This window comes from Hoylesella nanceiensis DSM 19126 = JCM 15639, from assembly GCF_000379965.1.
Lineage (GTDB): Bacteria > Bacteroidota > Bacteroidia > Bacteroidales > Bacteroidaceae > Prevotella > Prevotella nanceiensis.
Map to the genome: position 1 here is coordinate 30,599 of NZ_KB904328.1, position 22,340 is coordinate 52,938.

A 22,340-nucleotide genomic window follows, 5' to 3' on the forward strand; every position below is an offset into this window, starting at 1 on the left:
TCTTTAAGTTATGGTTTATTTTTTGAGTTATTGAATGCTAATTGTAATGTTGTTTGTCCTCAATTCACTCCTTAGTGCCTTGCCATTGCATCTTCATTGCAACGGGTAACATAAGATCTATGAGGGCAGAAACTTCGTTTTTAGAACGCAAGAAATATCCTTCTAGCTCTGCATCGTCGCTCTCTGGCAATTCAAGTCCAATCTGTTTGCCTTCGTCCGACGTACGAACTATGCCGTCACGACCTTGCAATCGAATGGTATCTCCTACTCCTTCAGATAATAATACGTCCATTTCTACACTCACATAAAGCGGCATAAAGTTGGTATGAAACTTACTTATGCTGAGGTGTAACGATCCATTTGCATTGGTGGTGCAATGCACTTGATGTTTACCTGCAGTGAAATAAAGAAGCGGTTTGATGCGTTCGGCATCATAATAAATCATGGATAACTTCGAAGAGTAATGTCCTTCGATGGCTTTTGCTAACGCTTGAGTGCCTAAGTCGTCGTCGACATACTCTTTTTTGTTAGGCAATAGCTCTTTTGAACGTGCGTAATCGTCTGATAAAAACGATTCTTTTTCACACGACATCAATAGCAACACCAAGCCAATAAAAATGCTTTTTGCTACTAATTGCCATGAGATTACTGCCTTAAAAACGTTATTTTTTATCATTATAATGCCTGTTTTGTGGTTCTATCGCTTACGTGCGACAATGCAAATAGCATTGATGTGGTTGCCATGTTTACGGAAAATGCGGCGCATTTCTAATACTCTTTTGCGAGCATGACTATTCTTTAACATTCTAAATATAATGCGAATGAAATTCCAAAAGCCTTCATCTGCAATCATACGAGCCTGCTCTAACAAGTGCATTGGTCTGCTTTCGACATACGAAATGTCGAAACCATTGTCCTCTAAGATGTCCTTCCACTCTACAAGAGTTAAGGGACGAACATTGGTTTTGATTCCTTTTGCAAGATCACTCTCTATCTCTTTGCGCACTTCTTGCGATGTATTGTCGGGATATATGCCTATTTCATGAATGCCATAAAGCCCTCCTGGACGCAATAAACGTGCTGCTTCGGCTATAATAGCTTGCTTTTGTGGTTTACTTTGCATTGTTAACATGGCCTCTCCATACACCTTTGAGGCGCTATTTGCAGGCAAACCTGTTTCTGAAGCGTTTCCTATTACGATCTGCATTTTATCGTTTTGCACGTTATTTTCAACTCGTTTGGCTGCTTCTGCATTGAGTTCTACTGCCACATAGCTATGAGGTTGATGAGAAAGAGCAAGCTTTGCGGTGTAACCTAAGCCCGGAGCGAACTCTATTACATCATCATCTGAAGTGATGTTCATTGCCTTTAGCATTTCGTGAGTTAACTCTTTACCACCTGGTCGCAACACTTTCTTACCTAATTTTGCTAGTACCCAGTGACCTTGTTCCATGTTCATGCGTTTCTCTACCATTGTTTTTTCGTTTTAGTTTCGATTATTGTTGTTTGTTTTTATTTATTAGTTGCAATGCAATTGCCCTCTACCAACGCCACGTTAAGCCTGCAAATACACTTCGAGGTTGCCCTGGAATGAAGAAAGTTAGCTGTTTTGCGGTGAAGTTTGGGAATGGTATTGCGGGGTTATGTATCTCATCACTGATGACATAACTTGATGCATAGCGTTTGTTTGCGATATTTTTCATCTCAACATAGATATGCCATTTTGAGCTGAACTGATAGCCCAAGCGAGCGTTCCACACATGATAAGCAGGCTGAAACATGGTGTTTGTGTGGTCTATTGGAGTGTTTCCTGGTTTCAGTTCTAATGATATAGAACCATTTAAGCCACAAGAATGTTGATAATCGAGCGAGCTATTGATGTAATGTTGTGGAACTCCTGCGAGATACTTACCATCGTATTTGCCACCTTTAAAGATGAAACGACTATAATTATACACTGCTCCTAAGGTGAAACTACCGATATTATACCCTAAAACATGGGGTTTACTTGCCACTTGAAGCCCTACTTCTAAGCCCTGATGAAGGGTCTTTGGGTAGTTTTCTGTACGCTTTAAGCCTCGCACATAGTCTTTTATTTCGAGTATTTCGTTGGTTACCCAAGAGTTATAAATAGCCACATTCCAAGACAATTGCGTTAAACGTCCCTTGCTACCTACCTCAAATGTGGTGGCTGTTTGTTTCTTTAAAGCAATGGAAAAGAGTTTCTTCGGACTGGTATTGATATTCGATGTCACCTCTGTTCCTACCAATTCGTCGAACGTTGGAGGCTCATAACTATTACTAATATTGGCAAATAGCTGGATATCTTTTTGTTGAATAGGATTGTAAACCACGCCTATTCGAGGATTAAAGGCAGTGAAATGCTGATTTAGTGTACTGTTTTCTGAATAGAAATAACGATATTTTCTCGACATATGACTATACCATGGACGAAGAGTTGGATCGCTAAACACGTCTTTACTGTTGCGAATATTATGCACACCATGCACATCTAACACCACATGTAGCTGTTTATTCAAGGCATAATCGGCTTCAATAAAGGCGGTAAAGTTGGCAGAATGTAACTTATCCCACGCAAACATAAACGACTCTTTGCCATCTTTGTTGATATAATGGCGTCGATTCATCCAACCTAAAGACGCCAATGCGCCTGCCGAAAGCTGCAGTTTTGAGGTGGAATAGTTATAATAGAGGGTTGCACCAAGATCGTTATTAAAAGAATGAGGTATTGAGATGGTGATGGGAAAGGCAAACCTATCGTCGGCATATTGATAGTAGACCGATGCTAAAAGATTGCTTTTTGCATTGAGAACAATACCTGTTTGATTGGAAATTCGAAACATATCGACATTGCGATGAGGCTTATCTCTCAAGATATTAGGACCCATTGAGAAGGGAAGGTCAACACCTACGCTCACTTGTTTGGGGTTGGTTAAAAGCTGATCGAGGGTTAATGGACCTGGCATTTGAAAGTAAAGATGAGTGAAATGCATAAAGGTTCGGTTCTCGATAGTGTGTTTTTGATTTCTCCACCCTACGTTAATAGAAGCGGTTAGACGATTGTTTTCGTTATAAATGCGGTAGCCTTTTTGAGCATTATAGGTAGAAGCAACAAACATATCCCATGCTCCCATGCGCTTTCCTGTGGTGAATGTTAAGCCTATTGTACCATAAGAGCCTCCTTCGAGCTTTACACTTGTGGTGCTATCTGTTTGTGCTGTTCTACTAACAAAGTTCAATGCGCCACCCAATGTGCCTGCTCCAAATCGCAAAGCATTCGCTCCTTTAAATACTTCTACATAGCGAGCGGTCATCGCATCCATTATACCTACCACGTAAGAGCCGTCTGAAAAGTTCACAGGAATACCATCTTGAAGCAGATAAACACCTCGTCTTTGAGGATTACTCTGTATTCCTGAGCCTCTAATATTTAAGCGGGGCTGATCGTTTGAGCCAAAGAATTCTTGTATCATAACGCCTGGTTGCATCTTTAAAGCATCTTTTATCGTGGCTATTCGCTGATTATCTGGGCGTATTTCTACAAGAGATGTGCTGCCTGCAATGCGCCTTTGAAGGGCTAAAGCCTGCATCATATCGGGTGAAGTAAGACTGAATTTGGGCTTAACCGACACTTCTTTCAATAATATAACGGTGTCGTTTAAATTGCTTTTTTGTTGAGCATGCACTGCAACAAAAGAACAGATAAGACTTAAAAAGGCAAATATTGCTTTATGTAAGTTCAAAAGATAATTCTTCATTTATAGTATTTGAGAGAATGAACGTCTTAACATTCATTTCGAATGCAAAATTAAAAAGGTGAAAAAGGCATTAAAGTAACAAATGCGACCGATAAAAACAAATACCCAATAGTTGTGAGATGCGCAAAGAGGTTATACAAAACTGTATCTATGGTATTTTGCCTTCGAGATACGTTCTAAATGAAACTAAAAAATAAAAGCATTGCTTTTATATTGCAATAGCTATGATTTTAGGGTGCAATTGCATTGAGATTAGAGTGCAAAAGCAATGATATTATTTTGCCATGCCCAATCTATTGCAATGGAACGGCTACGACTTAAAGAGAAAAAGGGGATAGAAAGATAGATGAAGGCAGTGCTTTTACCTACTTAAAGTTCTAAAAATAGGCCACACACTCTACCCTTTTGCATACCAACAGGCAAGCAAAAAGGGATAAGATAGTGGCAAGAAGGAAAGCCATTTCAAGGAATTGAAACGGCAAAAGCTTGGAATGAGAACTAAATCTCCATGATTTTCTGTTCAAACAAATCGTTCTCTACCCACGATTTGTTCTTCACTCGGGTTTTATAGGTATTGATGGTGTGAACCGAATAGTTTAAGAATTTGGCAATTCTTTCGCTATCTTGTATGCCTAAACGAATGAGAGCGAAGATACGCATCTCTGTTGTTAGATGCTCATTCAGCATCGAACGGCGTTGAGTTGTGGGCTCAAAGAGTTGCTCATAGCGGTCTATAAAGTGTGGAAAGAGCTTTAAAAAGGTTTCATCAAAGTCTGAATACATACTCTTTCGCTCGCTTTCGAGCACCGATTCGTTTACACTTTGACGCAAAGAGTCGAATTGTCTACTTATAATCTTGCGCTCAATGCCTTTGTAAAGCTTTTCGAGTTTCGAAATATACTCTGCATTTAGATAGAAAGAACGCCCTATATACTCGTCTTTTATCTTGTTTGCCTCGTTCAACTTCATATTCGATTGCACCAAGCTGTTGTTCTGTTCTTCGATAATTTCTTGCGCTTTGTGCAGCTTTTTCATTTGTTTTTTAATCACCCAAACGCCATATATCAAGCCAAGAAGAAGGCAAATGACTACGAAAGCGGCAATAGCCATGCTGTTTCGTTGCTGTTGTAGCATGGTTAAGCGTTCTTGTTCGATGATAGGAAGAATGTTTCCAATCTCTATTTTGCGCTGACGTGCATCGTAAAAGTTGGCATCTTCGAGCGAGAGTTGCACATAATCAATGGCTTTATTGATCTCTCCTCGAGTGTAAAGAAAGCCCCCTAAGACCCTAAGAGCGGTGTTTTCTTTGGTCACCGACATGTTATCATAAATGGCTGCAAGGGCTAAATAGTGGATAGTTTGCGTTTCATCGCCCAGCTCTTTATATACCCAACCAAGACAAGAGGTGACAATTGCTTTGGTATGTAGGTCGATATCGGGTGACGAAAGCGTTTTTAATAATGGCTCGATGCACGCTGTGTAGTTGTGTTTCTTAAGACTTCGCATGCCAATAGCATAATACCACTCCCACGATTGGGGCTTTAATAGCGTTAAAAGCGAATCGGTATAGATATGACCTTGCGCACAATAATTGTCTCGATAGGCTTTACTTTGATTATAATCTGCGATGTCGTAGTATAAACGCACCTGCATTTTATAATACAACTCTTTGTATTTGGGATCTACATTGTTGTGCTTTAAGAGTCGCATTTGATCGAAAGCTTCTTTATAAAGTCCTGCTGATAAAAGGCAAAAAGCTTTCATACAGCCCGCTTCTAACACATAATTGCGATTAGAAAGCTGTTGAGCAATGGTTTCACAACGCTCTGCATACACCATAGCAGAGTCGTATTGATACGACTTATACTGCTCGTATAACTTCGAATAGGCTTTATATCGCTCTTCAATGGTTGTAGACTTAGCCGCCAAAGTGTATAAACTTTTTAGTTCTTCTCGCTTTTTCTCTTCATAACTATTGCGCTTTTGCAATACAGAATCGAGTCTCATCAATGTTTGTTGCGCATTGGTTGTGGCCTGAACGCAGTGAAACGAGAAGATAAAAAGAAAGCTAATAAATAGTTTCAACATCATGATCATATCGTAAAGGTTGATGATTAAGAACTAAATAGCGATGCTATTGAATTCATAAAGCGAGTGAGATAGCGTGGAGTGGGATTGTTATAATAGCCTATTTTGCTTGAAGCATAAATCATCCAAAGGCGCTTTCGTGCCCGAGAAAGGGCGACATAGAACTTTCGAGCGTCTTCTAATACCAGCTCTGGGTTATCCTTTATGAAGTAATTGGGATAGCGTCCTTCGGCTACATCATACACAATTACATTGTCAAACTCGAGTCCTTTTGCCTTATGAATGGTGCTTATAAAAATCTTTTCGTGAATAATTGAACTGCCACAAAGGTCTGCTTCTTTCAGAGTTGCAATTTCATTTACATGCAAAAAGAGCTGTTGCGCCAAACAATTCTCTTCGTGTTTGTCTACAATCTCATTCTCAATATAATTGAATACGTATTCGGTTGCACTCAAAGGCTTCATAATCTCTGCCTCAACCACTTGATTATAGAACCAAACCAACTGCGAAACAAGGGCTGATTGCTGCTCTGTTTCTTGCTTTTTCCATAGCTCTTGCTGTGCCTGACGATAAATATCGCCATAGAATCTCTTTAACTTTTGAACCTTTGCATCGACCTTTGGGTGGGCAAGAAACTCACTTTGCCCTTTTAACTTCTCTACGCTTTGTTGATAACAAAAATACACCAATCCAACAGTGGCATGCACATCGGCATCGGCAAGGTGCGTGTTTTGCCCCTCAAGTCTAAACTCTTGCAACAAATTCTTGAGCTTATAGTTCTTCAAAGAGGGCTGAAGAAGGCGTGTAAGCTTCAATGTATCGATGTAAGAAGAATGCTTTTGCAAGAAAGTGTATTGAGGTAGGTACCTTAAAAGATTGTTATAGAGAATTTGATAGTCGAAAGTTGCGTTGTGACCAACGAGCAATGCGTCATCAATATAATCCATAAAGCGAGCCAAAGCCTCTGCAGGTGCGTGCAAAGTGTGGTTTTTCATTTCCTCAATAAGCGGGTTTTCGATGTCGCCAAGCATTGCAGGAATGGGTCGTTTGGTGTCGATAAAGATCTCAAAACGCTCGTTTTCGAGCACCTCTCCCTTTGTAATTTTAACGGCAGCAATCTGCACTATGTCGTCTTCTAACACGTTTAAGCCTGTTGTTTCGGTATCGAACACCACCAAAGTGTCTTGTTCATAGTGGCGAACAAAGCGTTCAACGTAGGTTGAAGGCGCATCGTTTAGCAAGTCAGAAACGCTTATTGCCCGTTCATTGAGCAAGCGAACGAATCGCTGAGAGGCTGCATTGGTACTGAAAATTTTGAGTCCTTTCAATATTCTCGACCACGAAATGAAATTGTGTTCGTTAGCAATCACGCCCAAATGAGCGATTAACAATTTGATAAGAGGAGTGGAAAACAAATCTTGCCCCGACACTTTAAAATGGGGAATATGTTGAGTGTTTAACTCTTCGCTTATCTTATCGGCATCGGCATTCGAGCTAACTATAATCGAAGTGGTTTCGTTTGGGTGATCGTTGAGCAGCTTTTGAGCCAACAAGGCGGTGTCTCTTAGCTCCTCTTCTAACGTTCCTGAGGTGATAATCTTTAGTTCATCGCCTGTTTGTGGGGTTTCTTTTAGGGTAGAAGGAAGTAGCTCTGGAGCGATATGTAGCTGATGTTGGGCAAAGGTGTTGAGCACTTTTACCAAATAAGAGGGTGCTCGGTGGTTGGTGTGTAAATGGTAGATATACCCTTTGCAACGCTCTTTTAGGAGTGAAAGCGTACTTAGTTTGGCTCCCATAAACGAGAAGATGGCCTGCTGTTCGTCGCCTAAATACACCACAGAACGCTGCTCTTTGGTGGTGATGGCATCGACAATGGCCAATTGCAAAGCGTTTAAATCTTGCACTTCGTCGATTTGTACCCACGAATAATGGCGATACTCGTTGGCAGAAGGTGAGGTATAAGCATTGTAAGTGAGCATTAACAAGTCTTCGAAATCGTATAACTGGTTCTCATCTTTATAGCTTGCGTAATAATTGGCGATGTCTACTCGCTTGAAAAACGACTTTAACAGCTTTGCCATACCATAATCGAACAGCGGATTATCGAGTGCATCGGCATATCGTTTACTATGGTCGAAGATATCAATCATGGTCGAAGCAGAGAGCTCTATGTGCAGTTGTTGGCACAAATAGCGCAACGCGGTGACATCGTCGGCAGTGATACAATCGGGGTGAAGACGCAATTCTTTGGGGTGATTGCTCTTTAACTGGAAGATGAAAGCGGCCAGTTGAACGCAAGAAAAATAGGAACGACGGAGCGTTGGATTACTACTTACGCCCTGTTCTTCCTCTTCTAAATAGCCAGAAAGAATGGAGATAGCATCGTCGTCATCGATAATTGAAGAGCCAGCAGGTATGATATTCTCTTCAAAAAGAAACTTAGAACAATAGCGATGCACGTTTCCTACAAACACTTCGAGTGCCTGTGGCAGGTCGATATTGCTCTGAATACGTTCTAACATGCCTCGTGCTGCTCTGTTGGTAAAGGTTAAGCAGAGCATATCTTGCGGACGAACACCATTTAAAAGTGCTTTTTGCAGACGCAAAGTAAGTATCTGTGTCTTTCCACATCCAGGCGGAGCAAACACTAAAGCGTCTCCTTCTTCGATGTCGATAACACGCTGTTGGTCGCTATCTGGTATGAAAGAAGTATTCATAGGCTCGAAAAATGAAATCTAATTGAAACTTATGTATTCCTGAGAATCTATCTCCTTGATTATCAGAAGTGTTGACATCGCTCTGCAATAACATTGAGTTAGTATTGCAAAAGCATTGAGTTTGAAGCGTAAAAGAAGTGCTTTTGCACCCTAAAAGCATTGCTATTGAAAACGAACTGCTATTAAGTTGCAAAACAACAACTTTTCTTTCAAAAAACAAAAGGATGCTGCACAGCGTTTTGTTGCACAGCACCCTTTGTGTTATTACTTACAGATTACCTCGCCAAAGAATGCTGGACAGTGGAAATCTGGATTGGGAAGTTCGATTGAATTCCATGAAAGAAAATGCGGTTTTGGTAGCTTGTCGCCGCATTTATAGAAGTTAGCACGAATGGTATGCGCATCTAATGAGGGCACATCGTGCTTAAAGAAGGTTGTGAAAGGAACAACTAAAGCAAGTTCCCACTGGCCTGTTGCAGGCTTTGTGTCGAATGGTTGATCGCCTAATGATGACCAACGCTTAATTCCTTTCATCACTCCTACGGGCGCAAGGGTACGGTTTTCACGTCCACTTCCAAAGCCAACCAACACTGTTCCCGCACAGTTACACTCTATATTATAATAGGTGTTGTCGGCAACAGGCGAACAGAAGAACTCGCAACAAGCATCTTCCCACACCTTGCCGTTGTCTTCTTCGGCTACAGCTCGTATGTGTTCTTCTTCAACAACATAGTGAAGAAGAATGCTATTGCTTGTATAAGCCATTCTAAATTGTACGTTTGGGGCATAGGGGAACTCTGCTTTCCAATTGACACAATCGATATTTTCGAATGGAATTTCATTCTTATCAAGCAATGTAGGAATGTCTTTTGCATTGACATTGCTGAGGTCTAGTTTCTTAATCGCTAATTTCTTCATAAGTTTTAACTGCTTAGTGCTTTCTATGTTTGTTGATAAAATCATCCATGGATGCCTTGTGTTCAAGCACACTATCATACAAAGCACGCTGATTAAGAGCACGCACAAGATTGTGATTTTCGTACTTCGTTTTGAAATAAACATCGCCATTGATATAGTCTGTCAAGAATCTTACACATTGCATGAATGGGAATAGCGACACAGCATACGACAAATTGCTTATCTCAACGTCTGTAAGGAAGTTGCCAGCACTCTCTAAATATCCCTTAGTGAAAGCTTGGAAGATAGGCTCATTGAATCCAACTTTGCTCAAATCGGGATCGTCCTCTGCCACAAAGTTAGCTCCAGTACGCAAGAAATCGCCATAATCAGAGAATACATAGCTTGGCATTACGGTGTCAAGGTCGATAACACAAAGGATATTTCCCTCTTCATCAAAAAGCATGTTGTTTACTTTTGTGTCGCAATGGCAAACTCGTTTAGGAAGAATTCCTTTTCTATAAAGCTGTTCTGCTTTACACATTTCATCTGCTTTGCTATAGATATAGTCTACAAGGTCTTGTACTTCAGCCAAACGTTGCTTTGGATTTGCCTCGATAGCATCGTTTAACTGCTTCATACGGAATTCCATATTGTGGAAATCGGGAATGGTTTCGCCAAGTGTTTCGGGCACGTCTACAAGGTAGTTTTCAAACTCTCCGAACGCAAGTCCTGCATAATAAGCTGATTCTTCATTAACAGCTTCTCTACTTGTTGCGTCTTTTATAAACACAGAGATACGCCAATATTTTCCTTGTTCATCACAATAATAGGTTTTTCCATCAGTAGTTTGAACAAAAGAAAGCACCTTTCTATCAAGGTCTTTCTCACCTTTTTGGGTAAGTTTTTTGCGAATGTGCTTTGTAACTACTTCGACATTGTGCTGAAGTAGGTCGACATCTTTGAAAATATCGTTATTGATTCGTTGCAAAACATAATCGGGATCGTTGTCAGAAACGGTCCTAACCAAGTATGTATCGTTAATCAAACCATTACCTAAAGGCTTTACTTCTTGCACTTCTCCTGTGATAACGAAGTGCGATAAAATTGTATTAAAATCCATAATGTGATGTTCTTATATTTATATCTTTAAAAAGACGAAGGGCTAATGTATTCGTTCTTACATGAAGAGCCAACACATTGCCCTACGAATCTCTTTAACTTAATTTCTCAGAATTATAGAGGTTTGTATTCAACGAAAGCTTCCATAGCTTCATAACAAGCTAAACCTAGCTTATCATAAAGCTCTGCTGTAGCTCTATTTCTTGCCTCAGAACGTTGCCAGAACAATCTTTCATCGTTGCCAAGGAATGGTGCACTCTCCATTTGAGATGCGTGTTTAAGGATCGCATTGCGCTTAGCTCTAAGCTCTTCAGGGCTCATTGGCACGCACATCTCAATGTTTTCGATTTCCCATTCAGCCCAAGCTCCACGGTACATCCATATTCTACAATCCTTAAGCCATGCTGCTTTAGCTTTCTTTTCTTCGTCAACTGCTGCGAAAACGGCATTGGTACACTTTCTATGTGTGCCGTGTGGGTCTGCCAAGTCGCCTGCAACATAAATCTGATGTGGTTGTACTTCTTGCAATAAAGCTTGTACGATGCGCACGTCTTTCTCGCACATTTCAAGCTTTTCGATCTTTCCTGACTCATAGAAAGGTAAGTCTAAGAAGTGCACATGGTCGAGAGGAATACCGTTATATGTTGATGCTGTTCTCGCTTCTCCACGTCTAATAAGACCTTTTATGGTCAAGATGTCACGTGTATCGAGGTCTCCATCTTTCTTATTAGCTAAGAATTGCTTGATTTCTTGATACTTCTTGGTGATCACTTCGTCTTTACTATCAGCAAAGAGTTGGTTGAATCCATTGATGAAGTGCATGAAACGTGTTACTTCTTCATCACCAACTGCGATGTTTCCACTTGTTTCGAACACTACATGAACATCGTGTCCTTGTTGAACTAAGCGTCTTAATGTACCACCCATTGATATTACATCGTCGTCAGGGTGTGGTGAGAATACAATCACTCTCTTAGGGAATGGAGTAGCTCTTTCAGGTCTATTGGTGTCGTCTGCATTGGGTTTACCACCTGGCCAGCCTGTAATAGTGTGTTGAAGGTCATTGAATACCTTTATATTAGCGTTGTATGCAGATCCGTAAAGTGCCAATAATTCACTTAAACCATTCTCGTTATAATCTTTATTTGTTAGCTTCAACAATGGCTTATTGGTCTTTAAGCAAAGCCAAACCAATGCAGAACGAACCAATTTGTCGGTCCATTCGCATGAAGCTACCAACCATGGGTGCACAATTCGTGTGAGTTGACCAGCTGCAGCCAAGTCAACTACAACCTTAGTAGCATTGTGTGATTGTAAGAAAGAAGCAGGAACGCTGTCTGTTATCTTTCCTTCTACAGTCTTTTGAATGATACCTGCCTTCTCTTCTCCCCACGCTGTGATGAAAATACGACGCGAAGAAAGTATTGTTTCGATACCCATTGTAATAGAACAAGGTGGAACTTGGTCGTTAGTTCCAAAGCTCATAGACATTTCTGAGCGTGAAGTAGCATCTACAAGGATTAAACGTGTAGGCGAAGTTAGTCCACTTCCTGGTTCGTTTGTTGCGATATTACCATTTCTACCAATTCCAAGTAGCATGATATCAATGCCACCTTGCTTCTTAATATTTTGCTCATAAAGACGGCAATACTGCTGAACTTCATCTTGAGAGATTGTTCCATCGGGTGCAAAGACATTCTTTTCTTCGATATCGATGTGATCTAACAATCTTGATCTCAATTGATTTAGAGTGCTATTTTGTGAGTCTTTATTCAATGGGAAGTATTCATAAGCATTGAAAACGATAACATTTTTAAAGCTTAGTCCTTCTTCTTTATGACGACGAATGAGCTCATTGAACACAGGAGTGAGTGAAACTCCGGTGCCAAGTCCTAGCACACAGTGACGTCCTTCTTGGTATTTTTGTTTTATTTCTTGCTCTATTACGTCTACAATTGCTTGTGCACCACGTTCAGGAGAAGTGTAGATATCTGTTGAAAGCTTCTCTAAACGAGTAATTTCAGAGCGTTCTACGGCAGTTTTAGGATTGTAGAATTCTTCAGGAACGCTGTTTAAAGCGATCTGAGAACATAAATCTAATCTCATAATTATTTCCTTTCTATATCTTTAAAGTATTTGTAAGTTCCCACTTTTAATTCGTCTGTTGCAGCTTCATCACATACAATAATACCATGTTTGTGTAGTTGTAGTGCGCTGATAGTCCACATTTGGGTTACAGGACCTTCAACAGCTGCTTGCAAAGCACGTGCTTTATTGTGGCCATTCACTAGAATCAACACTTCACGAGCATCGAGAACAGTTCCCACACCCACTGTTAAAGCGTTCTTAGGAACCTTGTTTACGTCGTTATCAAAGAAGCGAGAGTTAGCGATTATGGTGTCACTTGTAAGTGTTTTAATACGTGTTCTTGATGAAAGAGAAGAGCAAGGCTCGTTAAATGCGATATGTCCATCAGGACCAATACCACCTAAGAACAAATCAACTCCACCTGCTTGGCGAATCAATTCTTCGTATCTTGCACATTCTTCATCTAGGTTTTCTGCGTTACCATTTAATATATGGATATTCTCTTTGGGGCAATCTATATGATTAAAGAGGTTATTTGCCATAAAAGAATGGTAGCTTTCAGGATGTGATTCAGGTAAACCACAGTACTCATCCATATTGAATGTTACTACGTTTTTGAAAGAAACACGTCCTTCTTTGCACGCTTTTACAAGTTCTTTGTACATTCCTATTGGAGAAGAACCTGTGGGTAAACCCAATACAAAGCGGTGTTCTGGTGTTGGATTAAATTCGTTAATTCTTTTGATTACATACTCTGCAGCCCATTTCGAGAGCGCATCATAATCTTTTTCTATAATTAATCTCATTTCGTTTATATGTTTTTATTGATTATTTTATTTATTGATTTGATCTCTATTTCATTAACAAATACGCAAATCTTGAGGCTTTATTGTGCCCAAGTGTATATTAATTGTTGCACACCTATTTATATATCATCTTGCATTTAAAATGCTTTAGTGATTGATGTGTTCAAGGGAGAAAAGCTGTCTACTATGTTTTTCGACCTCTTTTCTCCCTTTCTTATACTGTCTTCAACGTATTTGTTTATACATTTCGTTGTTTATTACTTTGTTAATGACCACTCTGGTTTAGCCTTTTTGTCTTTCCATAGATGAGTTGCATAAACGTAATTATACAAATCATAGAAAGAAACGAAGCGTGTTAAGCGTTCTTTAAAGCCCTCATAGTTCTTTGGTTGAGTTGTCCATTGCACCTCAGCGAGAGCCGCCATACGTGGAAGTATCTGATATTCTGCTATATCTTTACCTGCGATATATTCGGTCCAGAGGTTTGCTTGCACACCAAGAATGTGCTTTCTTACGCTATCTGGCAACACACTTGGAGTTGGATTATAGTTGTAAACATTTTCAACTGTAGACAAACCACCAATCAAACCCAACTTCTTTTCTTCCTTATCGTCTGCTTGATAGTAGTCGAAATAGGTGTGAGTGTTAGGAGTCATCACTACATCATGACCCTTTAACGCAGCTTGAATACCTGGTTCTGCACCACGCCAGCTCATCACTGTTGCAGTAGTTGAAATCTTTCCTTCAAGAATTTCGTCCCAACCCATGATGCTATGTCCTTTTGAATTGAGGTATTTCTCAATGCGGTTGGTGAAATAACCTTGAAAATGTTTAGCGTCAACGCCTTCTTCTTTCATCTTCTTTTGGCACAAAGGACATTGTTCCCACGCCACTGTTGGAGCCTCATCACCACCAATATGAATTACTTTTGATGGGAAGATGTCCATAATTTCATCGAGGACGTCTTGCACGAAGGTGAAAGTTTTTTCTTTACCTAAACACAATACATCTTGGAACACACCCCAAGAGCGTGCCACTTGATATGGACCTCCTGTACAACCCAATTCTGGATAGCAAGCAAGAGCAGCCTTTGTGTGACCAGGAATATCAAATTCTGGAATCACAGTGATGTATCTTTGACGTGCATATTCTACTATTTCACGTGCTTGTTCTTGTGTATAATAACCGCCATAAGGCACTCCATCGAACACTCTATCATTGTGTCCAACTTGTGTTCCTCGACGAATTGAACCCTTTTGAGTTAACTCTGGGTATTTCTTTATTTCCAAACGCCAGCCTTGATCCTCTGTTAAATGCCAGTGAAACACGTTCATGTTGTGCATAGCCAACAAGTCGATGTAACGCTTAACGAATTCTAATGGGAAGAAGTGACGTGCACAATCGAGCATCATACCACGATAACCAAAGCGTGGAGCATCGTCGATTACAACTGGAGCAAGTTCTATTGAGCCTGCAACTGTAGTAATTGGCAACGACTTGCGCAATGTTTGTACACCGTAGAATACGCCTTGTGCAGTTGCGCCTTTAATAACTACGCCTTTTGAGTTCACTACAATTGAATAGCCTTCGCTATTCTTTATTTTTGGATCGATTGCAAGAATGATAGACGATGTGCTCTTCTTTGAATCTACAGCAAGATTCAATTTACATGCGTCTGCAATATATTCTTTCAAGAATTGCGCATTGCGTCTCATTTCCTCACTGTCATTTAAACTAACAATAGTTGTGCTTGCTGTTAGCATAAATGGCTTCGACTTAACTTGTTTGATTTCTTGTGGTTGAGGAACAACGTTATAGTTGGCAACCAATGTTTGTGCTAGCGACTGATAAGGTATCATCGCCAATAGACAAAAGGGGGTAAATAGCTTCTTAAAAGTCATAGTTTTATGTTTGGTTTATTACTTTTACAAATATACTGTTTTTTTTCTATTCAACGCCCAACTCCCCATGAATTTATGGCTTTTTTCACAAAAAATCATCATAAATGGGTAGCTCCTTTGCCCTCATAGGTCAACATTCGCCCTACCCTTATATTATTATATGTAGATTTCGTTACAACTTTCGCCTCATTAAAACATTTTTAAACGATAACAAAAGAAAGACAATAGCTTGTTTTATATACAGCTATTTCTTGGGCAACACATTGATTGTGCGCTATTTTTGCAAAGGGTTGAAAAAGCAAGAATTGAGGGTTCCACACAAAACCAAAACGTTAACAGAATTAAACAAGAAAGAGATTACAAAAGAAGCACAAAGAGATTTATTTTTATTCACAGAACAACTATATTAAAACTGCATAACCAACGCAACCTCGCATCCTCTTTCTTGCAACCTTTCTACTTATTCTTTTTCTACTAAAACCCACTATTTCCTTAGTTTCCCATAACTCTTCTACACCACAAACCCTTTATTTTTCGCAAATTCAATCATCGCCATTCACTTCTTTTCTTATATCTTTCTCATCGCAAAAGCTATGTTTTTACGCTGCAATAGCTATGTTTTTACCTTACAAACTCATTGCTTTTACAACTTAAAAACAATGCTTTCCCCATCCAAATTCACAACTTCTCCCACACCATTTCACCACAACTCTCCAATAAATCCAATTAGTTAATATTAGTTATACCCTCTACATCTTTTGCAAATATTATTTAATTATACAGAAAACCACTTCTAACTCCCCTCAATAAAATTCGATTAAAGTGGGCTAAACTGCCGTTTTATCTCAAAAAAAATATGTAAGTTTGCACATTATTATATAAAGCAAGCAGCTGAATGAAAGAATTTGTTATATCAGAAGTAAAAGCAGAAACTGCGGTTTTGGTTGGTTTAATAACCAAAGAGCAAGACGAAAATAAGACAAAAGAATATCTCGACGAGTTGGAATTCTTAGCAGATACAGCAGGAGCGATAACTGTTAAGCGATTTACTCAACGTGTTCAGGGCCCAAATTCGGTGACCTACGTGGGCAAAGGAAAGCTCGAAGAGATTAAAGAATATATCGTTGCAGAGGAAGAAGCTGAGCGGCCCATCGGTATGGTGATATTCGATGACGAGCTAAGTCCTAAACAAATGCGCAATATTGAGAACGAACTGCAAGTGAAAATACTTGATAGAACATCGCTTATTCTGGACATTTTCGCTATGAGAGCGCAAACAGCGAACTCTAAAACGCAAGTAGAGCTTGCCCAATATCGCTATATGTTGCCTCGATTGCAACGCCTTTGGACTCACTTAGAGCGTCAAGGTGGAGGCTCAGGAAGCGGTGGTGGAAAAGGTTCTGTGGGTCTTCGTGGACCTGGAGAGACTCAGTTGGAGATGGACCGACGCATCATTTTGCAACGCATTTCGCTATTAAAAGAGCGCTTAGTGGAGATTGATAAGCAGAAAGTTACACAGCGAAAGAATCGTGGAAGAATGATTCGTGTAGCACTTGTGGGCTACACTAACGTGGGAAAAAGTACGCTTATGAACTTACTTTCGAAAAGTGAAGTGTTCGCAGAGAATAAACTTTTCGCCACATTAGATACCACTGTGCGCAAGGTTGTCATTGAGAATCTACCTTTCTTGCTTGCCGACACGGTTGGATTTATTCGTAAGTTGCCAACCGACTTGGTAGATTCTTTTAAGTCAACTCTCGACGAAGTGCGTGAAGCCGACCTGCTTATGCATGTGGTGGACATATCACATCCCGAATTTGAAGATCACATTCGTGTGGTGGAAAGTACGCTTAAAGACCTCGATGCTGCCGATAAGCCATCTATTATGATATTCAACAAAATCGATAATTATCGTTGGGTGGAAAAAGAAGAGGACGACTTAACGCCTCAAGGCAAAGAAAATATATCGTTAGAAGAATTGGAACGCACTTGGATGGCACGTCTAAAAGATGATTGTGTGTTTATTTCTGCAAAGGAAAATACCAACATCAAAAAGCTAAGAGACGACCTTTATGCTCGTGTTAAACAGCTACATGTGCAAAAATATCCCTACAACGACTTCTTATATAACATCGAAGACGAATGAACAGCGAATACAGACAACTAACAGAAAGTGAAATACTGACGTTAGAAGACCAAGGTTGTTATGCCCAAGATTGGAACAATGTGAAGGTGGCAGAAGATTTTTTGCCGCACTATGTCAAAAATGTTTCGTTCTATGGATATAACAATTTGGGTGTGTTTGAAAAAGACTTAGAAGTGACTAAGGGCTTTTTTAAGCATTCTGGAATATTTAATGCCACATTGAAAGATACCACAATTGGCGACAACTCGTTGATAGAAAAGATTGGAAACTATATCAACGACTACGAAATTGGTAGCGAAACGATTATCTCGAACACCTCAACTATCGAGACAACTGAGGGCGCAAGCTTTGGAGAAGGCAACATTATATCGGTGTTAAACGAAGTGGGTGATGGCAACATCATGCTCTTTAGCAAGCTAACAAGTCAAATAGCGGCTCTCTTTACCAAGTATTCTGACAACCAAGAGTTTATTTCTGCACTTCGAAAGTTGGTGAAACTCGAGGTGGATAACGACCGCTTGCCTTGCGGAAGGATTGGTAATGGGGTGAAGATTGTCAACACCACTGAAATAATTAATACGCACATCGATAACGATTGCGAGATAGTGGGTGCCTGTAGATTATCCGACTGTTCGATAAAGAGCAACAAGCACGCTACAGTTTATATCGGTTCGGGTGTCATTTGCGAGAGTTCTATCATCTGTAGCAGCTCTTCTATCCTCAATAGTGCAAAGATTTCGAACTGCTTTGTGGGCGAAGCCTGCTGCATAACCAATGGATTTACAGCTGAAAGCAGTGTGTTTTTCGCTAATTGTCACATGGCAAACGGCGAGGCTTGTGCCGCTTTTTGCGGTCCTTTTACATCGAGTCACCACAAAAGCAGCTTGCTAATAGGTGGCATGTTCTCGTTCTATAACGCTGGTTCGGCAACGAACTTCAGTAATCATGCCTACAAAATGGGACCTATCCACTATGGAACTTTAGAGCGAGGATGCAAAACTGCAAGTGGAGCTTACCTGCTTATGCCTGCTAAGATCGGCACTTTCTCGGTGTGTTTCGGTAAGTTAATGTATCATCCCGATACCCGTTCACTCCCCTTCTCTTATCTCATTGCCTACGGAGACATCATGTATTTGGTGCCAGGACGCAACATTACGACGGTGGGTTTGTATCGAGATATTCGCAAATGGCCCAAAAGAGATATGCGACCACATGGCTCTCACAAGTCAATTGTTAACTTCGATTGGCTCAGTCCCTTCTCTGTTGCCGAGCTATTGCAGGGCAAACAGATATTAGAACGATTGAGAGAAGCATCGGGAAGTAGCGTTTCGAGCTATAACTATCACGAATATGTCATCAAAGAACCATCGCTTAAAAAGGGCATAAAGTATTATGATATCGCCTTAAGGATATTCATGGGGGCTGTACTTAAACGCCATTCGGTTGTTTATCCCACCACGAATGCGGGCAAAGAGCATTGGAACGATTTGGCAGGATTATTGCTACCTGCAAGCGAAGAGTGTCGACTTGTTAACGAAGTGATCAACGGAAACATCGCAAGTATCGACGAACTGCTCGACAGCCTAACTGCCATTCACAACAACTATGGCGAATATCGCTGGACATACACTTATCATCTCATCTGCAAATACTATGGAGTAGACGAGATTAACAGTGACATTGAAGAGCAAGTGAAGCAAGATTATATCACTGCAAGGCGTGCTTGGATTGCAGAAATACGCAAAGATGCACAAAGAGAATATGAAATGGGAGATGTGGAAGACTGTGTTCTCACTTCATTCCTTGAGCAATTAGATCATGAAATTGATTTTGAAAACATTAAAATAGAAGATATATGAGAATGAAAGGTTTATTGGTTACACTCTTTGTAATCATCTCTACCAGTGTGTTTGCAAAGGAATACACTTACAAAGAGGTTAAGGGCGACTTGACAAAGACCCGTATCTATGAGCTAAAGAACGGATTAAAGGTGTATCTTTCGGTGAATAAAGATCAGCCAAGAATACAAACTTACATCGCAGTTCGCACGGGAAGTAAGAACGATCCCGCTGAAACTACTGGTCTTGCACACTACCTTGAACACCTAATGTTTAAGGGTACAAAACGCTTCGGAACTGCTAATATCATCAAAGAACAACCCTACTTAGATGATATTCAACAAAGATACGAACGCTATCGCTTGCTAACCAATCCTCAAGAACGCAAGAAAGCGTATCAAGAAATTGACAGTGTGTCGCAAATTGCGGCTCAATATTTCATTCCAAATGAATACGATAAGCTCATGGCTTCTATCGGAGCAGATGGCACTAACGCCTTTACTAGCTACGACGTAACATGCTATGTGGAAGATATTCCATCGAATGAGGTGGACAACTGGGCGAAAATACAAGCCGATCGCTTTCAAAATATGGTGATAAGAGGCTTCCATACTGAGCTTGAAGCGGTGTATGAAGAATACAACATCGGCTTAAGTGACGACGGAAGAAAGCAATTTGACATGCTTTTAAGTAAGCTTTTCCCTAATCACCCCTATGGAACTCAAACCACAATAGGTACACAAGAGCACCTAAAGAACCCTTCAATAGTAAACATAAAGAACTATTTTAAGAAATACTATGTACCTAACAACACTGCAATTTGTATGTCGGGAGACTTCGATTACAATGAGGTGATGACCATTTTAGATAAGTATTTCTCTGAATGGAATGCTAATCAGCCTATTAAACCAGTGGAATTCCCTCAACAGCCACAGCTAACTCCACTTAAAAACAATATCGAAACGAGTGTAGTTGGATTGGAAGCTGAAAACATTCTCATGGGTTGGAGAGCTAAAGAAGCAGGCTCTTTCCAAGCAGATACATTGGAAGTGGTGGCTGAAATCTTGTCTAATTCAAAGGCAGGGCTAATGGATTTGAACCTAGAACAAAAGATGAAGTACCTCGGTGGCGGTGCTTATTTCGTTGGATTTGCCGATCATAGCATCTTTGCAATGCAGGGAATGCCAAAAGAAGGACAATCACTTAACGACGTGAAGCTATTGCTTTTGGGCGAAATAGAGAACCTAAAGAAAGGCAACTTCGCCTCTACTCTCCTTCCATCGGTTATCAATAACATGAAACTCAAATATTATAAATCGCTCGAAAGCAATCGCTCTCGAACCGATATGATGATGGATGCCTTTATAAATGGCACAAAATGGAGTGATGTTACACAAAAGATGAGCCGCATACAAGGTATGACTAAGGAGCAAATTGTGGCCTTTGCTAACCGCTTTTTCAATGAGAAATATGTGGCAGTGTTAAAGAATCAGGGCGTAGATAGCAGTATTGTGAAAATCGAAAAGCCTGCTATTACTCCTATTCCACTTAACAGAGAGGCTCAAAGTGACTTCTTACAACAAGTGGTTAACGCTAAAGTTCAACCCATAGAGCCTAAGTTTGTAGACTTTAATAAGGACCTTACAAAAGGCAATACCGCACAAAATATGCCTGTGTTGTATGTAAAGAACAACGAAAATGGCTTGTTCACGCTTTCTTTGCGCTATCCTTTTGGAAGCAATGCAGATAAGAAATTGAGCGCAGCTGCAGACTATTTGAGCTACTTAGGCACCAATAAAATGTCAGCAGAACAGCTCAAACAACGCTTTTACGAATTGGCTTGCGACTACAGTATCCATGTAGGTGACAAGGAAACATACATCACTATCAATGGATTGAACGAGAATATGCCTCAAGCTTTGGCTTTAGTAAAGAGCCTTTTAACCAACGCTAAGGTAGACAATGAAGCCTATCAAGAATTCGTTAACTTAACTATTAAGTCTCGAGAAGATAGTAAAGCAGAGCAACAAGCTAACTTTAAGACCCTAACAGCATACGGAAAGTATGGCGAATACAATGCTTCTAGAAACATTCTAAGTAACAATGACTTGAAAACCATTAAGCCTTCGGACTTAATTCAATCGCTAAAGAAACTCATCAACTATCGTCATACCTTACTATATTATGGAGTTGACGACCTAAACAAGGTGATTGCAACCGTAAACAAAGAGTTTAAAGGCACCAAGTTTACCGACGCTCCAAAGGGAATCGATTATGTATTGCAACCCACTAAGAGCAATTCTATCCTCCTTGCGCCTTATGATGCAAAGAATATTTACATGATTCAATATCATAACAACAACGAGAAGTGGACTCCAGAGAATAGCGCTCTTATCGGAGTTTTCAACGAATACTTTGGCGGAAGCATGAATTCTGTAGTATTCCAAGAGCTTCGTGAGACCCGAGGTTTGGCGTATAGTGCATCGGCTTCGTATGTAACTCCAAGCAGAAAAGATGTTCCTGAATATGCACAAACATACATCATCTCTCAAAACGACAAGATGATTGATTGCATCAATGCCTTCAATAGCATTATAGATACTATTCCTCAAGCCCAAATTGCATTTGATTTGGCTAAGCAAGCACTTAACAAACGCATTGCAACAACACGCACAACAAAATTCGGAATCATCTCTAAATATTTGGAATCAAAGGAACTTGGCATCGATTACGACATCAATCAACAAGTCTATAAAAATCTTCCAAGCATTCAATTAAAAGACATTGTAGACTTTGAAAAGAAGCGAATGGCTCACAAACCCTACCTATATATAATATTAGGTGATGAAAAGAATCTTGATATTAAAGCCCTTGAGAAGATTGCCCCCATTAAAAGAGTGAGCACAGAACAAATCTTTGGCTATTAAAGAGCAAAAAAAATGAAAATCAATATATAAC

At 40.1% G+C, this 22,340-nt stretch carries 13 protein-coding genes; 3 read left to right on the forward strand and 10 right to left on the reverse strand.

Translation table 11 applies throughout. The annotated features are described in order from the left end of the window. Nucleotides 1–64: 64 nt before the first annotated feature. From A3GM_RS0103305 to A3GM_RS0103350, 10 genes are all read right to left on the reverse strand, one after another. On the reverse strand, nucleotides 65–676 hold the full coding sequence (locus tag A3GM_RS0103305; RefSeq protein WP_018361966.1) for a hypothetical protein: 612 nt from the start codon (nucleotides 674–676) through the stop codon (nucleotides 65–67). 21 nt (nucleotides 677–697) lie between these two features. Continuing rightward, nucleotides 698–1,474 (reverse strand): class I SAM-dependent methyltransferase, encoded by a 777-nt coding sequence (locus A3GM_RS0103310; protein WP_018361967.1) that lies wholly within the window; start codon nucleotides 1,472–1,474, stop codon nucleotides 698–700. Nucleotides 1,475–1,541: 67 nt separating this feature from the next. Continuing rightward, nucleotides 1,542–3,779: a TonB-dependent receptor family protein gene (locus A3GM_RS0103315; RefSeq protein WP_018361968.1), complete on the reverse strand. Its 2,238-nt coding sequence runs from the start codon at nucleotides 3,777–3,779 to the stop codon at nucleotides 1,542–1,544. A gap of 498 nt (nucleotides 3,780–4,277) precedes the next feature. Continuing rightward, a complete protein-coding gene (locus tag A3GM_RS0103320; protein WP_238299280.1) occupies nucleotides 4,278–5,870 on the reverse strand; it encodes a DUF6377 domain-containing protein in 1,593 nt (530 codons plus the stop codon). A 23-nt stretch (nucleotides 5,871–5,893) separates the two neighbouring features. Next, a complete protein-coding gene (locus tag A3GM_RS0103325; RefSeq protein WP_018361970.1) occupies nucleotides 5,894–8,584 on the reverse strand; it encodes a 3'-5' exonuclease in 2,691 nt (896 codons plus the stop codon). A gap of 264 nt (nucleotides 8,585–8,848) precedes the next feature. Beyond that, entirely contained in the window at nucleotides 8,849–9,502 is a 654-nt protein-coding gene (locus A3GM_RS0103330; protein ID WP_025829897.1) for a carbohydrate-binding family 9-like protein, read from the reverse strand. 13 nt (nucleotides 9,503–9,515) lie between these two features. Continuing rightward, the gene (locus A3GM_RS0103335) at nucleotides 9,516–10,604 is read right to left on the reverse strand and encodes a phosphotransferase enzyme family protein (protein WP_018361972.1); all 1,089 of its coding nucleotides are present in this window, start codon (nucleotides 10,602–10,604) and stop codon (nucleotides 9,516–9,518) included. Between the two features lie 113 nt (nucleotides 10,605–10,717). Continuing rightward, nucleotides 10,718–12,709, reverse strand: a complete 1,992-nt coding sequence (locus A3GM_RS0103340) for a glucosamine-6-phosphate deaminase (RefSeq protein ID WP_018361973.1) — start codon at nucleotides 12,707–12,709, stop codon at nucleotides 10,718–10,720. A gap of 2 nt (nucleotides 12,710–12,711) precedes the next feature. Beyond that, a complete protein-coding gene (gene nagB / locus A3GM_RS0103345; protein WP_018361974.1) occupies nucleotides 12,712–13,497 on the reverse strand; it encodes a glucosamine-6-phosphate deaminase in 786 nt (261 codons plus the stop codon). A 257-nt stretch (nucleotides 13,498–13,754) separates the two neighbouring features. Beyond that, complete coding sequence (locus A3GM_RS0103350; RefSeq protein WP_018361975.1) at nucleotides 13,755–15,398, reverse strand: beta-N-acetylhexosaminidase; 1,644 nt, start codon at nucleotides 15,396–15,398, stop codon at nucleotides 13,755–13,757. Nucleotides 15,399–16,293: 895 nt separating this feature from the next. Between A3GM_RS0103350 and hflX the strand changes: the two genes are divergently transcribed. The 3 genes from hflX to A3GM_RS0103370 are packed head-to-tail and all read left to right on the forward strand — an operon-like array spanning nucleotide 16,294 to nucleotide 22,309. After that, nucleotides 16,294–17,544 (forward strand): GTPase HflX, encoded by a 1,251-nt coding sequence (hflX, locus tag A3GM_RS0103360; RefSeq protein WP_018361977.1) that lies wholly within the window; start codon nucleotides 16,294–16,296, stop codon nucleotides 17,542–17,544. Then, nucleotides 17,541–19,403, forward strand: coding sequence for a DUF4954 family protein (locus tag A3GM_RS0103365; protein ID WP_018361978.1), 1,863 nt, complete (start codon nucleotides 17,541–17,543; stop codon nucleotides 19,401–19,403). Before hflX ends, A3GM_RS0103365 begins: the two co-directional genes overlap by 4 nt. Next, on the forward strand, nucleotides 19,400–22,309 hold the full coding sequence (locus tag A3GM_RS0103370) for a M16 family metallopeptidase (RefSeq protein WP_018361979.1): 2,910 nt from the start codon (nucleotides 19,400–19,402) through the stop codon (nucleotides 22,307–22,309). Before A3GM_RS0103365 ends, A3GM_RS0103370 begins: the two co-directional genes overlap by 4 nt. Nucleotides 22,310–22,340: the final 31 nt, after the last annotated feature.